The organism is Ruminococcus sp. 1001713B170207_170306_F1, from assembly GCF_015668065.1.
GTDB classification, from domain to species: Bacteria; Bacillota; Clostridia; order Lachnospirales; family Lachnospiraceae; genus Blautia_A; species Blautia_A faecis.
In genome coordinates this window covers 55,898-70,740 of the sequence record NZ_JADPEX010000015.1, presented here as the reverse complement: position 1 = coordinate 70,740, position 14,843 = coordinate 55,898, and the positions used below count along the sequence as shown (strand labels likewise).

Sequence of the window (14,843 nt, the reverse complement as noted above, 5' to 3'; positions counted from 1 at the left end):
ATGCAACCTCTTTGTTTTCCATAACATTTTTACAGGCTCTGGAATGTGTTTGAAAAGACTTTCTGCAGGATGTACGTCACAATTTGTGAGAGATTTTGTCCGGAATACTCTCCCAAAATTTTTGCAGCTGTGCTTCCACATTTGACAATGTACACGTTTTCCTGTCATTCCACTCCACCGGAAAAAGATTGCTGTATTCTCTCTGCCGGAACCGTTCATCCAAAAGGAGAATAACACCATGATCCTCCCTTGTGCGGATTACTCTTCCAGCAGCCTGCAGAACCTTATTCATGCCAGGATACCTATAGGCGTAATCAAATCCATTTTCCCCATTTTCTGTGTAAAAAGAACGAAGAATTTCCCTCTCATTTCCCAACTGGGGCAATCCGGTTCCCACTAAAATGGCTCCAATCAGTTTTTCTCCCAGCAGATCAATTCCCTCTGAAAAAATACCACCCATAATGCAAAAAGCTACCAGTGATTCCTGATTCTGTTCAAATTCCTGAAGAAACTCTTCTCTTTCCTGTTCCTTCATAGAGCTGTTCTGACAGATACACTTCACCCAGTTTACAGAAAATTCTTCTTCGTAGACTGCATAAACCTCTTCCAACATTTTGTAAGAAGGAAAAAATACCATATAATTTCCCTTGCGCTGCCATACAGTCTTTGCTATATATTCCGCAATTTTATGATATTCCTCATATCCCCTGCGACTATATAAGGAACTTACATCGCCGGCATTTAAAATACAGCGGTTCTTCTGTGAAAACGGTGATTCCACGTAGATTCCATAATCGTCCTGCCTGTTGCTGAGCAATTTCCTGTAGTAGTTCATGGGCAGCAATGTGGCAGAAAAGAATACGGCACTGCGGCCTTTCTTCAGATATTCCCCCAGGTTCACTGCCGGATTTACACAGAACAGTTTCAGGCGAAACAGACCATCTTCTCCATTCTCAGCATAAACTACATAGTTCTCATCTATCAGTTCTGCAATATTCAGAAAATTACGAATATCAAAATAAAACTTCCTTACTTCATCTTCCAGTTCCACATCCTTATGTGCTTCCAGAAAAGCATCAAATTCTCCCTGGACCTTTAAAATCGTCATAGTTATGGAACCCGTGCCTGGGAGAACGAGGTAATTTCCACAGTCCACCTGTAGTTCTTTCAGCTGTTTATCCAGCTTTCCAAGGGAGCGGTAAAGCCGGGGTGCTCTTTCTTTCATAACTTTTCGAACCCGAACAGCATCTTCCCTGCAAATAGAAGCGCTGTACATCTCTCTTCCCCGTTCTGCCAGATTATGAGCTTCATCAATGAGAAAGATATAATCTCCACCTGCACCTTCCCCGAAAAAACGTTTCAAATGAACCGTAGGGTCAAACACATAATTATAATCACAAATTACAGCATCCACCCACACAGACAGATCCAGACACATTTCAAAAGGACATACCTGCCATTTCTCTGCCTGCTCCCGGATAGTCTCCCTGTCATATCTGCTCTTCGTCGTCCACAGCTCATAGACAGCGTCATTGACCCTGTCGAAATGTCCCCTGGCGTAAGGACAATGTACCGGATCACATTTGGTTTCGTCCATAAAACACAGCTTCTCCTTGGCTGTAATGGTCACCACTTTGTATTTCATTCCCTTTTCCCGCAGCACCTCAAAAGCTTCCTGAGCCACTGTTCTTGTAATAGTCTTGGCTGTAAGATAAAAGATCGTCTCCCCTTTCCCTTCGCCAACAGCACGAACTGCCGGAAATATGGTAGACATAGTTTTTCCTACACCGGTAGGTGCCTGAATAAAAATCTGACGACTGGCTCCAATTGCATGGTAAACACTGCTCACCATCTTTCTCTGACCTTCTCTGTAGGAAAATGGAAATTCCAGGCTCTGAAGAGAATGATTTCTCTCTTCCTTCCATTTTTTCTGATAACTGAGCCATTTATGATATTCATCCAGAAGTTTCTGGTACCATTCTTTCAGTTCCTCTATGGAGATCACCTCCCGGAACCTTTTCACCACTTCTGTCTCCAGATTGGCATATGTCATCTGGATTCCAATCTTCGACAAGCCTTCCTGAACACCGTAAATATAGCCATAACACATAGCCTGAGCCTTATGAACCTTCACAGGCTCTTCCATCTGTTCCACATTTCCATATATTCCTTTAATCTCATCGATCCAGACAACTTCATCTTCTGTAAAAATTCCATCTGCACGACCTTCTAACCGAATGTCCAGATCCTCATAGCTGCAATTCATCCGCAAAGCAACCTCTGCTCTGTAGTCTCCGCCCATTTGTTTCTGAAGCTTCCGATGCAGTCTGCTGCCCTTTAACATAGCATCTTTGTCTATAGTACCTCTTCGGTTATCAAGATCACCGCTTTGCAATATAAACTCCACAAGATTTCTTACTGATATTCGTGTTACCGGATTGTCCATTTCCAATTTACCGCCTTTTACTGGTCTGCTGCCTTCCAAACAAAGATACCTTATCTGTAAGCATTATAACACGAATTTTACTTATCGGCCTATCCTTTCACAGAAAACTGCGGCATATTACTCCGAAAATGCAAAGCAAGCATCTGCTTCTGAAGTTTCTCATTCCTCCTTGCTTCAATGGATATGCTATCACAAAATGTCTGCCACAGTTCCTCGTACTCTCCCATATCCCCTACGGCGCTCCCTGGCACCTGTATACGCACTTCTTTTCTCATGACGCACTCCTTCCCTTTCTCATGGCACAACGCCTTCTGCCTCTTCTCATCATAGATTACCCAGTTCTCATTGGGAAAGCGATTGGAAAAATGAAGAGCCATAAGAGACAGGATATCATTCCCCGGCTGGATCTTTGCCAACAGAAACCTTCCGCCAATCTCCCTGAAACGGACAAACCCAAAATAATGGTGATATTCCCGCTTCACACAGAGTGCCATTTTCGCAACCCTGGATACATATGGATCTGCCAGTGCCTCCATTACACGTTTTTCGCATCTGCCTCCCCCCAAAGCCCGGTGCAGCACATAATAAATGGCAGTTCCCCTGTCTTCATCTGCTGAAGCTGCCGCCAGACAAATCTGTTCGTAAACCTCGCTTCCCAGTCTCATAAGAATCGTCCTCATAACCTTACCAGCCTTACTCTGATCTGTAGCAATCTCCCGATAAGAAGTGAACAATTCCATGCTTACAGGAAAACTGGTCTGAATGCTCACTTTACAGCCGCCTGCACACTCTTTCCATCCATCATAGACAGCAGAAAAAATTCCCTCCATAGAGTCCTCACATACCAGGATTCTTTTCTCTTGATTCATATAGCTCCCACCTTTCTGTCCACATGATTCTTTGTATTTTCTGTATACAGTCTTCTGCTCCCCATCTCATCTCCAAAGAGGGATAATTGCTGAAATGCAGCTTCATTCCCATGCTTCCGACAGTTCTCTTCATCCAGAAGATTACGGGTAATATAAGATTCCTCCAACCTGGTATTGTACATCATGCGGCCATTACAGGTAATAAAATATAAGGCACGCTTCATAACCACACCAATCCTCTTCAAATCTGCAAATTCCAGGGAATGGGTTCTCCTGGCCCCAATGATTCTTCTGGCAGAGGTATAACCGATTCCCGGTACACGAAGAAGTTCATAATAATCTGCCTGGTTGATCTCTACCGGAAAAAACTCCAGATGTGACACTGCCCAGTCTGCCTTGGGATCCAGAAGAAGGTTAAAATCCGGATGCTTCTCTGAAAGCAGTTCTGAAGCCCGAAAACCATAAAACCGCATAAGCCAGTCTGCCTGATAAAGTCGGTGTTCTCGAAGAAGAGGCGGACCTGATAAGGACATGAGCAGATCCTTATCTTCATTTACGGCGACAAAAGCCGAATAAAAAACTCTTTTTAATGCAAAGTTCTTATACAAAGATTCTGCTACTGACACGATCTGATAATCGCTCTCCCCCATAGCTCCAATAATCATCTGGGTACTTTGACCGGCTGGTACAAACTTAGGGGCATGACGGTACAGAACCAATTCCTCCTTATTCTGATCTCGCTGCTGCTGAATCTGCTTCATGGGGCGAAGAATGGTTTGCCTGCTCTTATGCGGTGCCAGTTTCCTAAGCCCGTCTGCAGTAGGAAGTTCCAGGTTCACGCTCATGCGATCTGCCAGATACCCCGCCCTGGCGATCAGTTCAGGAGCAGCACCTGGAATGGCTTTCAAATGAATATATCCCTGAAAATGATATTTATTACGAAGAAGATTTACTGTACAAAGCAGTTCTTCCATAGTCCTGTCTGGACTTTCCTTTACTCCGGAACTTAAAAACAGTCCTTCAATATAGTTCCTCCTATAAAATTCCATAGTCAGACGACACACTTCTTCTGGGGTAAAACTGGTACGCACCACATCATTGGAGGCTCTGTTTATACAGTATTTACAGTCAAATACACATTCATTTGTATAAAGGATCTTCAAAAGACTGATACATCTGCCATCCTGAGCAAAACTATGACAGATTCCGGCAGCAATGCTGTTTCCCATGCCCTTTCCATCTCCCTTTCGATCCACACCACTGGATGTGCAAGCCACATCATATTTCGCGGCATCCGATAAAATCTCCAGCTTCCGCTTCAATGTCATTGATTCCTGAATAATCATCCCGTAACAAAACTCCTTTTATGTAATCTGTGTTTCGCGTTCTTTATTATTCTCAATTTCAGAACGTTTGTTCTTGTTTTATTTTAGAACGTATGTTCTGTTTTGTCAATATCATAAAACGGCACGAAATTTTTTCTATACAAAAAGAGCCATAAATCAAAGATTAATTCTAACACTACCTTTGATTTACGGCTCTTATCTCATTCTTTTACTATTAAAGCTCCCGGACGACAGCCAGAAATGGTACATGCTTACATCAGCGAATTCATGAATACCAGACGTTCTGAACGTATGAGCAGATTTTCATATATGTGAATGCTGCCGACAGGTGACCTATCCACTCAATTTCAAATCTGTGTCAGCACAAAAATATCATAAATTGCTTTCACTGCATTTTCAAAATCACGGTTTTCCACACCGATAATAATATTCAGCTCACTGGAACCCTGGTCAATCATCTTGACGTTTACATTTGCATGTGCGAGGGCAGAGAAAATTCTTCCGGCTGTACCGCGGGTGGATTTCATTCCACGTCCTACAACTGCGATCAGGGCAAGGTCAGATTCCATTTCCACAAAATCCGGCTGAACCAGGCGATGGATTCCCGCAATTACCTGCTGCTCCTTTTCTTCAAACTCATCCTGGTGAACATATACTGTCATGGTATCAATACCGGATGGAACATGCTCAAAACTGATTCCCTGGTCTTCAAATACCTGAAGCACTCTTCTGCCAAATCCGATTTCACTGTTCATCATGGACTTCTCAATGTTGATAGAACAGAAACCTTTCTTTCCTGCAATACCGGTTATGGTATATTTCGGCTTGCGGCAGGTACTCTCCACAATAAAAGTTCCCTTATCCTCCGGCCGGTTGGTGTTACGGATATTAATCGGAATTCCCTCTTTTCTTACAGGGAAAATAGCATCTTCATGAAGAACAGTAGCTCCCATGTAGGAAAGCTCACGAAGTTCACGGTATGTAATGGTCTCAATCACAGCCGGATTCTTTACAATTCTCGGGTCTGTTACAAGGAAACCGGATACATCAGTCCAGTTTTCATACATATCAGCCTTAATTGCCTTGGCAACCAGAGAACCTGTCACATCAGAACCACCTCTGGAAAAAGTGGTCACAGTTCCATCGTCCTTTGCACCATAGAAGCCCGGCACAACTGCATTCTCACATTTTGAAAGACGCTTGTTCAGAAGTTTGTCTGTTTTCTCCGAATCCAGATTTCCGTTTTTATCAAAACGGATCACCTCTGCTGCATCCACAAATTCATAACCAAGATAAGCAGCCATCACTTTGCCGTTCAGATATTCTCCACGGGAAGCGGCGTAATCCCTGCCAATCTGTGCTTTAAAATTCTCTTTGATCAACTGGAAATCCTCTTCCATGGAAAGAGCTAGGCCAAGCCCTTTAATAATCTCATAATAACGAGATTTGATTTCTTCTAAAACCTTTTCAAAATCACCGCCATTTGCAGCTGCGTCATAACAGCTGTAAAGAAGATCTGTTACCTTCGTGTCCCCGTCAAATCTCTTACCTGGTGCAGAAGGAACAACAAAACGTCTGCTCTCTTCACTTCTGATAATATCTCCGACTTTTTCAAACTGCTCCGCATTTGCAAGGGAGCTTCCACCAAATTTTACTACTTTTCTCATAATCCTTATGCTCCTCAAAAACTTTTTCTCCATTTTATGAAAAAATTCGACTTTTTGCAAGGGTTTTTTCGATTTAATTCGTGAAAGTGTTAAATACCTCCAATACCTGCAGCTGTTCTCCATCTACTTTAAAATGAATATCCCAGGATCCAAAAGACATTCCGTATTTTCTTTCAGGGTCTTTCTGATACCCAGGTCTTGGATCGTTTGCAAGGACAGCCAGAAGTGCTTCTCTTTTTTCCTCTGGAATCTTCTTCAAAAGCTTTTCCGGAAACTCTACTTTCAGCTTATGATCCTGAATCTGGTCGGTAAATCCGCCCGCTGCTTCCGGATGGCTGTCCACGTAAGCCAGATAGGGCTTTATATCATAAATAGGTGTTCCGTCCATAAGATCCGCTCCTGATACATGAAGCACCGGTCCATACTTTTCAGAAAACTCTACGCTCTCCAGCCTTACACTGGAAAGTCCTATGGGATTTGGACGAAAAGGAGACCTTGTAGCAAAAACGCCCATTCTGACGTTTCCCCCAAGTCTTGGAGGACGCACTGTAGGAGACCACTCCTTGCGGACAGCCTGTGAAAATTCCCAGATCAGCCAGATATGGGTATACTCTTCCAGCCCTCGAAATGCCTCATGGTTCCGATATTCCGGTTCAAAAATAATATCCGCCTTTAGTTCCTGTATTCTGCCGCTCTGATGGGGAATTCCAAATTTCGTTGGAAAATCGCTTCTGATATGAGCAATTACTTTCATTTCCATTGTTTGTTATACCTTTATCAACCTTTATATGTGCTCTTCTAAACCCACAGATATGATCTATAAACAGCGAACCTTTATTCCTTATGTCCGCCGCTTTTTTCTTCCTCCTTGATTTCCCAGTGAAGCAGGAACGTAAGGGCTGCTCGAAGAGCAATAATTCCGGCTACAATTCCGATTTCTTTCCACTCACGTACCACTACAGTACGAAGAATCTCACTTCCCATTTTAAATTCCAGTCCCATGGCAAGTCCCCTCGCCAGATAGACACCAGTATCTCCGGCATGTTTCAGCCATTTGATAAATCCGGTAATTCCACTCCAGATAATAATGGCAACTCCAATAAACTCAAAAATTACAATGGCGAAACCAGCAATATTCTCCAGAACCCACTCCATAATTCCAGTTATGGTCGTCATCATAGGTACCTCCTTTTTCCTGCTGACAGGATACCTTTTCTTACAGAATGTATTTTCATTGCTGCACAGCCTGCAAACAGCAACAGTTTCTTATTTTTGCTCCAGCCAGGTCACCACTTCTGTGTGGTCTGTAAAACAAAACATTTCCACAGGCTGGATTTCTTTAACTATATAGTTTTTTCTCGTAAGGAAATTAAGGTCTCTTGCAAGTGTTTCCGGGTTACAGGAAATGTAAACAATTTTCTTCGGAGAGAGTTTTATTACGGAATTCAGGAATTTCTCGCTGCTGCCTGAGCGGGGAGGATCCATAAATACCACATCTGCCTTTTCACCAGCTTCTGCCATTGCCTCCATAAATTCACCGGCATCACCCTGGCGGAAAGATATGTTTACCACCTTATTCTCTCTTGCATTGATCCTTGCATCCCTGACTGCATCTTTATTCAGTTCCACTCCGACCACTTCTCTTGCCTTACCAGAAGCTACCAGACCGATGGTGCCAATTCCACAATATGCATCAATGACTTTTTCTTTCCCTGTCAGCCCTGCAAATTCCACAGCCTTTCCATAAAGAATTTCGGTCTGCACTGAATTTACCTGATAGAAGGATTTCGGTGAAATACGGAAGGATTTTCCACAAAGGGTATCACGGATAAATCCCTTGCCATAAAGCACGATTTCCCGCTCGCCAAGAACCATGCTTGTATTTTTGTCATTAATATTTAATACCACAGTACTGATCTCTGGATGAACTTTTCTTAATGCCTTCACAAAGTTATTCTTGGATGGAAAAATAGGAGAGGCGACCACCAGTACTACCATTACCTCACCTGTAGAAAAGCCACGACGCACCAGTACATGGCGCAGAAGTCCATATCCGGTATCCTCATCATATGTTTTGATCTTAAAAGACTTCAGCATTCCCCGAATGGTACGGATGATTTCCTGACTCTTCTTATCCTCAATCAGACACTGTTCAATAGAAACCACTCTGTGGGTACCAGCCTCATAAATTCCAGAAATAATATTTCCCTTCCGGTCACGGTCAAATACAGCATGAACTTTATTCCGGTAAAAATAAGGATCTTTCATTCCAATTACCGGCTTCACATTCCCAAACTTCTTCAAAAGCCCCTGTACCTGATTTTGTTTCTTTTTAAGCTGTGCGGAATAAGGCACACCCTGATACTGGCACCCACCGCACTTTTTTGCGTATGGACAGACTGTCTGTGTTTTTTTCTCTTCCATAAATTCTCCCTTATCTTTATTTTGCTTTTCGTTCTTCATAATATCTGACTAGAGCGTGCTCTAGCTTCAGCGCCGCCAACGCACTAAAAGTGCCTACAAGGGCTCCAGCCAGCACATCTGTAGGATAGTGTACTCCCACGTACAATCGGGACAAAGCGATCAGTACTGCCAGGACCATGGCTGCTTTTCCCCATTTTCCAGGAAAGGCTTTATAATATACGCCTGCACAGGCAAAAGATGCGCAGGTATGACCTGATGGAAAAGAATAGTCCTTCAGCCTGGCAACCAGAGGCACAAGTCCCTCCACAGAATCATAAGGTCTTATACGCGCTACCAGATCCTTAAGGCATAAATTCGTAACCACTGCCCCTATAGCTAGTGCCAGAAGTGCGGTTACACCTGCCTTTCTTGTCTTCTTTGGAAAAAGAAAGAGCAGCCCCAAAACAATCCAGAACCAGCCTCCGTCTCCTAGAAAGGTAATTCCCTTCCACAGCCAGGTAAACAGATCACTTCTTAAATACTGCTGTATAAAAAGCAGAATCTGTGCATCAATATTATGTATCCATTCAAGCAATTCCACTTATCCTCCACCCGCTTTCAATTCTGATTGCTGTCTATATATTTCTATAATTTATTTTTATAATGGTTCAGCAGACAGTGTGTAACTGCAAAGGAACTCAACAGCTGCTTTTATTTCGTTATTATAGCGTAAAAGACGGTTCGTGTGGTGCGAACCGTCTTAATTCTTTTTAATTCTTATTCACCTGCGTGATACAGGATCTGCTGAAGATATTGCCGATTCTGCTCAAGATCAGGAACCAGAACCTGCATGCCGTCAATCGTCTGAGGTGTGTAGGCTCCATCCTCCGGAATCCGGTATGATGCAATTTCATCTGTACCGATGTTCATCACATCCATGGCATATCCGGTTATATCCCACAAAGAAAGATCCGTAGTAACCATTGGAAGAACATCCTTAACCAGACCTGCAATATCAAAAACTCCCAGATCTTTTATCTTGGCAAAAGCAGCCATAAGTACTTCCTGCTGCCGCTCTGTTCTCCGATAATCGGAATTTCCAATAGAACGGTTGCGTGCATGGATAAGTGCCTGTTCTCCATCCAGATGGTTCATTCCTTCCTGAAGATTCCAGTCGCTTCGAAGAGGCTGAGGGTAAAGAACACTCTGATCTCGTCCGCAGATATAATCTGCTTCCGCCTGAGTCAGCTCCAGATCTATTCCTCCAACCTTGTCAACCAGAACCTGGAAAACTTCAAAATCCACTTCCACATTTCCATCTATCTTTACTCCGAAATTTTCTTCCAGAGTCTGGTCCAAAAGATCCATTCCTCCATATGCGTAAGCCGCATTAATACGAGTAGTCGAATATCCAGGAATGGCAACATAAAGATCTCTCATAAAAGAGGTCAGGCTTACAGTACCCTGATCCTTGTCCAATGTAGCAAGAATCATGGAATCGGAACGCTGACGAGACTCTCCCTCTCTTTTGTCCTGTCCGATCAGCAAAATACTCTTGATATTGCTGGTGGCCGCTTCAGCATCCGTATTCTCTGCCTTTACTGTATATGCAAACGCCGTACTCACAGCCGGGCTTTCCAGAAACAGCACCGCGCCAAGGCAGATAAGGGTCTTCTTCCATATGGTAGATCTCATATATTTGCTCCTATGTACATGTGCATGGTCAAAAAGGAATCTTTCTGCCGGTTCTTTCATAACCAGCAGTCGCTATTGATTACTGTTCACTCCGTTCACAGTAATCATTATTTTACTACAATTGTCAGAACAGCTCCGTTTGAAGCATTACCATTGGAGTCAACAACATAATAAGTCAGTTCATAAGTACCCGGAGTATTCACATCAACGGTTCCAGTGATCTGAATCTTACGATAAAGATCACTTGTTGAATCTTTATCGTCTTGAATGTCTTTGACATAACTCAGTCTGTCAATCTGTGTTCCCTTGGCAATTTCAACGTAGTAAGTATTCAGATAAAAACGCGGATCCTGAGGGTTCAGCTGGTCAATCTTTTCTTCTTCCCTTTCCTGCGCTTTTTCTTCTTCTGTCATTTCTGGTTCTTCTTCATCTTCTGAATCAGTCTCATTTTCATCCTGCAGGGCTTCATCCGTTTCTGCATCTGTATCTGTATTGTCAGAAGAAGTTTTGGTTTCTGAAGTAAATCCCATAAGATTTCCCTCGGAAGTCATATGATAAGTTACCTTTGTTACATTGTTACTGTTATCCTTTGCAACATAAACAACTGTGACTTCATCCCCTTTTTCATTTGGATAAACATTCTCAACTGTCAGGCTGGCTGAAACATCTCCATCTCTCTTGTCAACAGCTTTTACTCCTTCCAGAAGATCTTCCGTTGTCATATCCGAAGTGTAGCTGTTTTTCTTGCTCTCTGCAATGGTAATTTCCGGTCCCTTGCGATCCTGCCTCATATACAGCCATCCCAGGATTCCGGTCGCTCCTATTGCCACTGCCGCCATTAAAACAATCAACCATTTACGCATATCTGCAGCTCCTTATACTCAATTTCATCAGCGACGTTTTCTTGATTTCTGTTTCTTGGATCTGCTTTCTTTTTCTGAATATGGAATGCTTCCCAGAACAGAAAGTCCAAGATAACGCTCTACATCTTCCTCAACCTTGATCGTATCATTTGTAAGATAAATGATGATCACAATCGCCATTGCAATGATAACACCTAAAAGTCCACCGATCACACCATTCTTCGCAAGGCTTGGGCTGGCTTTTTCACTTGGGATGTTTGCGCTATCAACTACGTTAACCGCCTCAATATCCATAACTGACTGAATGTGCTCTGCTGCCATATCACGGATAGCATTGGCCATCTCGCTTGCTGTATATGGATCTTCATCAGATACTATGATCGTTACAATACGGCTGTCTGTAGAAGTATCTACCGTCAGTTTGCCAAGCAGCTGCTGATAGGTAATATTAAGATTCAGCTGTGCAATTACACCTTCAAGAACTGTACGGCTCTTAATAAGTTCCGCATAGTCCTTAGTCAGCTGTGTACTGGTCTGCATATCAGCACTGGTCAGTGTATTGCTGTCCTGTTTATTCAGCACCATGATCTTCGTGGTAGATTCATACTGTGGAGTGATAAAAAGCATTGTTCCGATAATGGAAATCACACCCAGAATGATACCGGAAAGAATAATCACTCCCAGCCTGCTAAGAATCAGGTGAAAAATCTCACCTAAATCGATTTCAATTTCATCGTTATTATTTGTAACCTGATTTTCCATTCTTCTTCTCCGTTACCCTGTAATTTTCTTTACTTTTTCTAAACAGATACATCGTTTCCAACGACATCCCATATATAAAAGTCAAAATCTCTCGTTATTTATAATACACTCCGGATTGCTGATAAAAATCATATCCGCGTAATCCGTACCCATCATTTTTTCAATTTTGTCGTAACATTTGCCAATGTGAGGCGTTCGTCTGGCCAGATCATGACCGTCAGACCCCACAAAATCCAACATTTCTTCTTTAATTACTTTCTTGCAGAAACGCTTGATCATAAAGCCATCCTCACCAATAATACTGTCCGCATTCATCTGAATATAGGCACCCATATCCCTGAGTTCATCAATAAAATCCAGACCGTTTTTTACTACCGAATGATAGCGTTCTACATGTGCGATAATAGGATAATACCCTTTCCGGATCAATGCCTGCACCCGTTCCCTGATATAGGACTTTTCGTCTGAAGTCCGAAACTCCGTTAACACATAACGGGAACCTGACATGGTAAGTCTTTCCCCTTTTTTCAGACAGTCTGTCATATCCATACTGGAATGAAGCTCGCAGCCCAGATACATCTGAATACCGTCTTCTCCAATCTCAGCGGCAGCCTTCCTCACACGAAGGAACTGCTTCTTAACCTGTTCCAGAGACGGCTCAAACATATCATATCGAAAATGCGGAGTGGCAATAATGTTGCGGACACCATCATCATATTCCTTCTGGAGCATGCGTACAGATGTCTTGAGATCCTTCGCTCCATCATCAACTCCCGGAACAATATGACAGTGAATATCATAAATACCTTTCATTCGCTTCGCCCATTTCCAATCTTTTCATATAACAATCTCGAATAATGACGGATCAATATTTTCCGTATTCTCCGTACTTGCCATATTTGCCATATTTACCATACTTACCGTATTTACCATATTCCTTAGTATCTACCTTGTTCAAAATTGCACCGATGATCGGACAGTTGGTCTTCTCCAGCTGCCCCTTGATCTCCTGTACAAAATGGTAGCTGATACTGCCGGATTCAATTACAATGACAGTTCCATCGCAGGAATCCGCCACAACTGCACAGTCGATTACTCGTCCAAGAGGCGGTGTATCTATGATAATGTAATCATATACATCTCTTACAACACGGATCATGTCTTTAAACTGTCTGCTTCCTAAAAGCTCTGCCGGGTTCGGCGGTACAACACCGGAAAAAATAATGTGAAACTTGGGAAGATTGGTTGCGCAGATAACGTCCTGCAGTTTCGCCTGCTTGGACAGGTAGTGGGTCAGTCCCTTCACTTCTTCCTCAACCTGTACACGTCCCATAAGTACGGATTTACGAAGGTCTGCATCAATCAAAAGTACAGATTTACCACTCTCTGCAAGGGAAGCTGCAAGATGGAAAGTTACATTACTCTTTCCTTCATTCGGGGTACAGCTTGTAAATGCAATCACCTTTTTGTCGGCACCGCAAAATTGAATGTTTGTACGAAGTGCCTTATAAGCCTCATCCATGGATGAATCAGCTTTCCAGTCGCTAATTTTTACTTTTACCATAATTTTGTTTTCACCTTATCTATTTGTTATCCTGTAAATCTGCCATATTTTCCTTCTGATTTCCCATAATTCACGTCATGGCAGTGTCTGCCTAAATATTATACACTAGAAGTACCGCATTGGCTAGTACATTTTCGAACTAAATATGCACAATTTTTCACAAAATTTTCATATTATTCTTGATTTCCTTCCTGAATCCCTTCTATACCCTGAACGGATGATCCCTCTTCCAAAAGATAAACTTCTACATCAAATACACCGCTGTTCAATGCTTCCGCATGGCTTCCCATATAAATATCAATGCGGTTGTTCTTAATGGCGCCGCCGCAGTCTTCTGCCACATAGACCTGTCCATTGATAACTACTTTAGAACCGTAAGGAATTACAGTTGGATCTACTGCAATAGTACGGTTCGTGGTAGCTGTCACACCTGTGGATGTGATTCCGTTTGCCCACGGACCGCAGCAAATGCTGCACTGGCAGTAATGGGTAATATGGAAAACACCAAGTGGACGAAGGCTGCTGTCTGCGGAAACCATAATCGGCTGTCCTTCAAGAACACCTGCATTTCCCCCTGTCTGGGTAACACCTTCTACTGCTTCTGCAAATACGCCCTCTCCTGTACTTTTATGTATAATTCCTGCTTCTACAGTTCCATCTGAGGTTGCATCTGAAGCTACCTGATTCTTATCTTCATACCCCTCCAAAACAGAGGTTGGGATATATCCCACCTGTTCTTCTCCATTATCATCCTCAAATAGAATCCTGCTCCAGATATCATCAATAGTACCTGTACGGCTGATTTCATCTTCTTCCAGCACTTCACCGATCACAGAACCCTCTTTTCTGCCAGGATAATCTAATACATCTGTATCTGCCGCTACTGTGACAGTATCTTGGACTTCCGTAATCTCGTCCTCGATTTTCCCGGAATCCTTTTTTTCGATAGCTTCTTCTGAAACTGTTTCTTCTTTATTATCAGTATTTTCCTGTGCTGTACCTGAAATGGCCGGACCGGCTATTTCCGCTCCAAGCGCAGAAACAGGCATACATGCGGAAACACATACTGCCATAGCCAGAAATCTTTTTTTCATAAATTTATATCTCCTGATCTGTTCAATTTTCCCCTCTACTCTTTGTTTATCATAGCACAGCTATTTTCTTATTTCAAATCCCATCAGGCTTTTTAGAAATTTTTCACATTTATTATTGTAGCTTTTTTATTTTT

The 14,843-nt window shown here is 42.7% G+C and carries 14 protein-coding genes; all 14 read right to left on the bottom strand.

The features are described 5' to 3' along the window. Positions 1 to 76 precede the first annotated feature (76 nt). Positions 77 to 2,485 (bottom strand): ATP-dependent DNA helicase, encoded by a 2,409-nt coding sequence (locus I4V84_RS10565; protein WP_334286060.1) that lies wholly within the window; start codon positions 2,483 to 2,485, stop codon positions 77 to 79. Positions 2,486 to 2,535: 50 nt separating this feature from the next. Further along, positions 2,536 to 3,315 carry a TIGR03915 family putative DNA repair protein gene (locus I4V84_RS10560; RefSeq protein ID WP_195991901.1) on the bottom strand — a complete coding sequence of 260 codons (780 nt, stop codon included), beginning with the start codon at positions 3,313 to 3,315 and terminating at the stop codon, positions 2,536 to 2,538. Then, the gene (locus I4V84_RS10555; protein WP_195991899.1) at positions 3,312 to 4,661 is read right to left on the bottom strand and encodes a putative DNA modification/repair radical SAM protein; all 1,350 of its coding nucleotides are present in this window, start codon (positions 4,659 to 4,661) and stop codon (positions 3,312 to 3,314) included. The genes I4V84_RS10560 and I4V84_RS10555 overlap by 4 nt, the downstream gene beginning before the upstream one ends. Positions 4,662 to 5,008: 347 nt before the next feature. Continuing rightward, positions 5,009 to 6,328 carry an aspartate kinase gene (locus I4V84_RS10550; RefSeq protein WP_148462768.1) on the bottom strand — a complete coding sequence of 440 codons (1,320 nt, stop codon included), beginning with the start codon at positions 6,326 to 6,328 and terminating at the stop codon, positions 5,009 to 5,011. Between the two features lie 73 nt (positions 6,329 to 6,401). Then, positions 6,402 to 7,082, bottom strand: coding sequence for a tRNA (N6-threonylcarbamoyladenosine(37)-N6)-methyltransferase TrmO (gene tsaA / locus I4V84_RS10545; protein WP_148462800.1), 681 nt, complete (start codon positions 7,080 to 7,082; stop codon positions 6,402 to 6,404). Positions 7,083 to 7,162: 80 nt separating this feature from the next. Next, the gene (locus tag I4V84_RS10540) at positions 7,163 to 7,507 is read right to left on the bottom strand and encodes a DUF1622 domain-containing protein (protein WP_195409451.1); all 345 of its coding nucleotides are present in this window, start codon (positions 7,505 to 7,507) and stop codon (positions 7,163 to 7,165) included. Between the two features lie 87 nt (positions 7,508 to 7,594). Beyond that, positions 7,595 to 8,791, bottom strand: a complete 1,197-nt coding sequence (rlmD, locus tag I4V84_RS10535) for a 23S rRNA (uracil(1939)-C(5))-methyltransferase RlmD (RefSeq protein ID WP_334286059.1) — start codon at positions 8,789 to 8,791, stop codon at positions 7,595 to 7,597. Beyond that, positions 8,769 to 9,332: a phosphatase PAP2 family protein gene (locus I4V84_RS10530; protein ID WP_118579130.1), complete on the bottom strand. Its 564-nt coding sequence runs from the start codon at positions 9,330 to 9,332 to the stop codon at positions 8,769 to 8,771. Before I4V84_RS10530 ends, rlmD begins: the two co-directional genes overlap by 23 nt. 176 nt (positions 9,333 to 9,508) lie before the next feature. Beyond that, positions 9,509 to 10,426 (bottom strand): LCP family protein, encoded by a 918-nt coding sequence (locus I4V84_RS10525; RefSeq protein ID WP_178090676.1) that lies wholly within the window; start codon positions 10,424 to 10,426, stop codon positions 9,509 to 9,511. A gap of 107 nt (positions 10,427 to 10,533) precedes the next feature. After that, positions 10,534 to 11,289, bottom strand: a complete 756-nt coding sequence (locus tag I4V84_RS10520) for an immunoglobulin-like domain-containing protein (RefSeq protein WP_173718263.1) — start codon at positions 11,287 to 11,289, stop codon at positions 10,534 to 10,536. 27 nt (positions 11,290 to 11,316) lie between these two features. Beyond that, positions 11,317 to 12,051 carry a Wzz/FepE/Etk N-terminal domain-containing protein gene (locus tag I4V84_RS10515; RefSeq protein ID WP_118579139.1) on the bottom strand — a complete coding sequence of 245 codons (735 nt, stop codon included), beginning with the start codon at positions 12,049 to 12,051 and terminating at the stop codon, positions 11,317 to 11,319. Positions 12,052 to 12,132: 81 nt separating this feature from the next. After that, positions 12,133 to 12,864, bottom strand: coding sequence for a CpsB/CapC family capsule biosynthesis tyrosine phosphatase (locus I4V84_RS10510; RefSeq protein ID WP_173716439.1), 732 nt, complete (start codon positions 12,862 to 12,864; stop codon positions 12,133 to 12,135). Between the two features lie 52 nt (positions 12,865 to 12,916). Beyond that, complete coding sequence (locus tag I4V84_RS10505; RefSeq protein ID WP_118579145.1) at positions 12,917 to 13,615, bottom strand: CpsD/CapB family tyrosine-protein kinase; 699 nt, start codon at positions 13,613 to 13,615, stop codon at positions 12,917 to 12,919. A gap of 173 nt (positions 13,616 to 13,788) precedes the next feature. Beyond that, entirely contained in the window at positions 13,789 to 14,709 is a 921-nt protein-coding gene (locus tag I4V84_RS10500; protein ID WP_195991897.1) for a 3D domain-containing protein, read from the bottom strand. Positions 14,710 to 14,843: the final 134 nt, after the last annotated feature.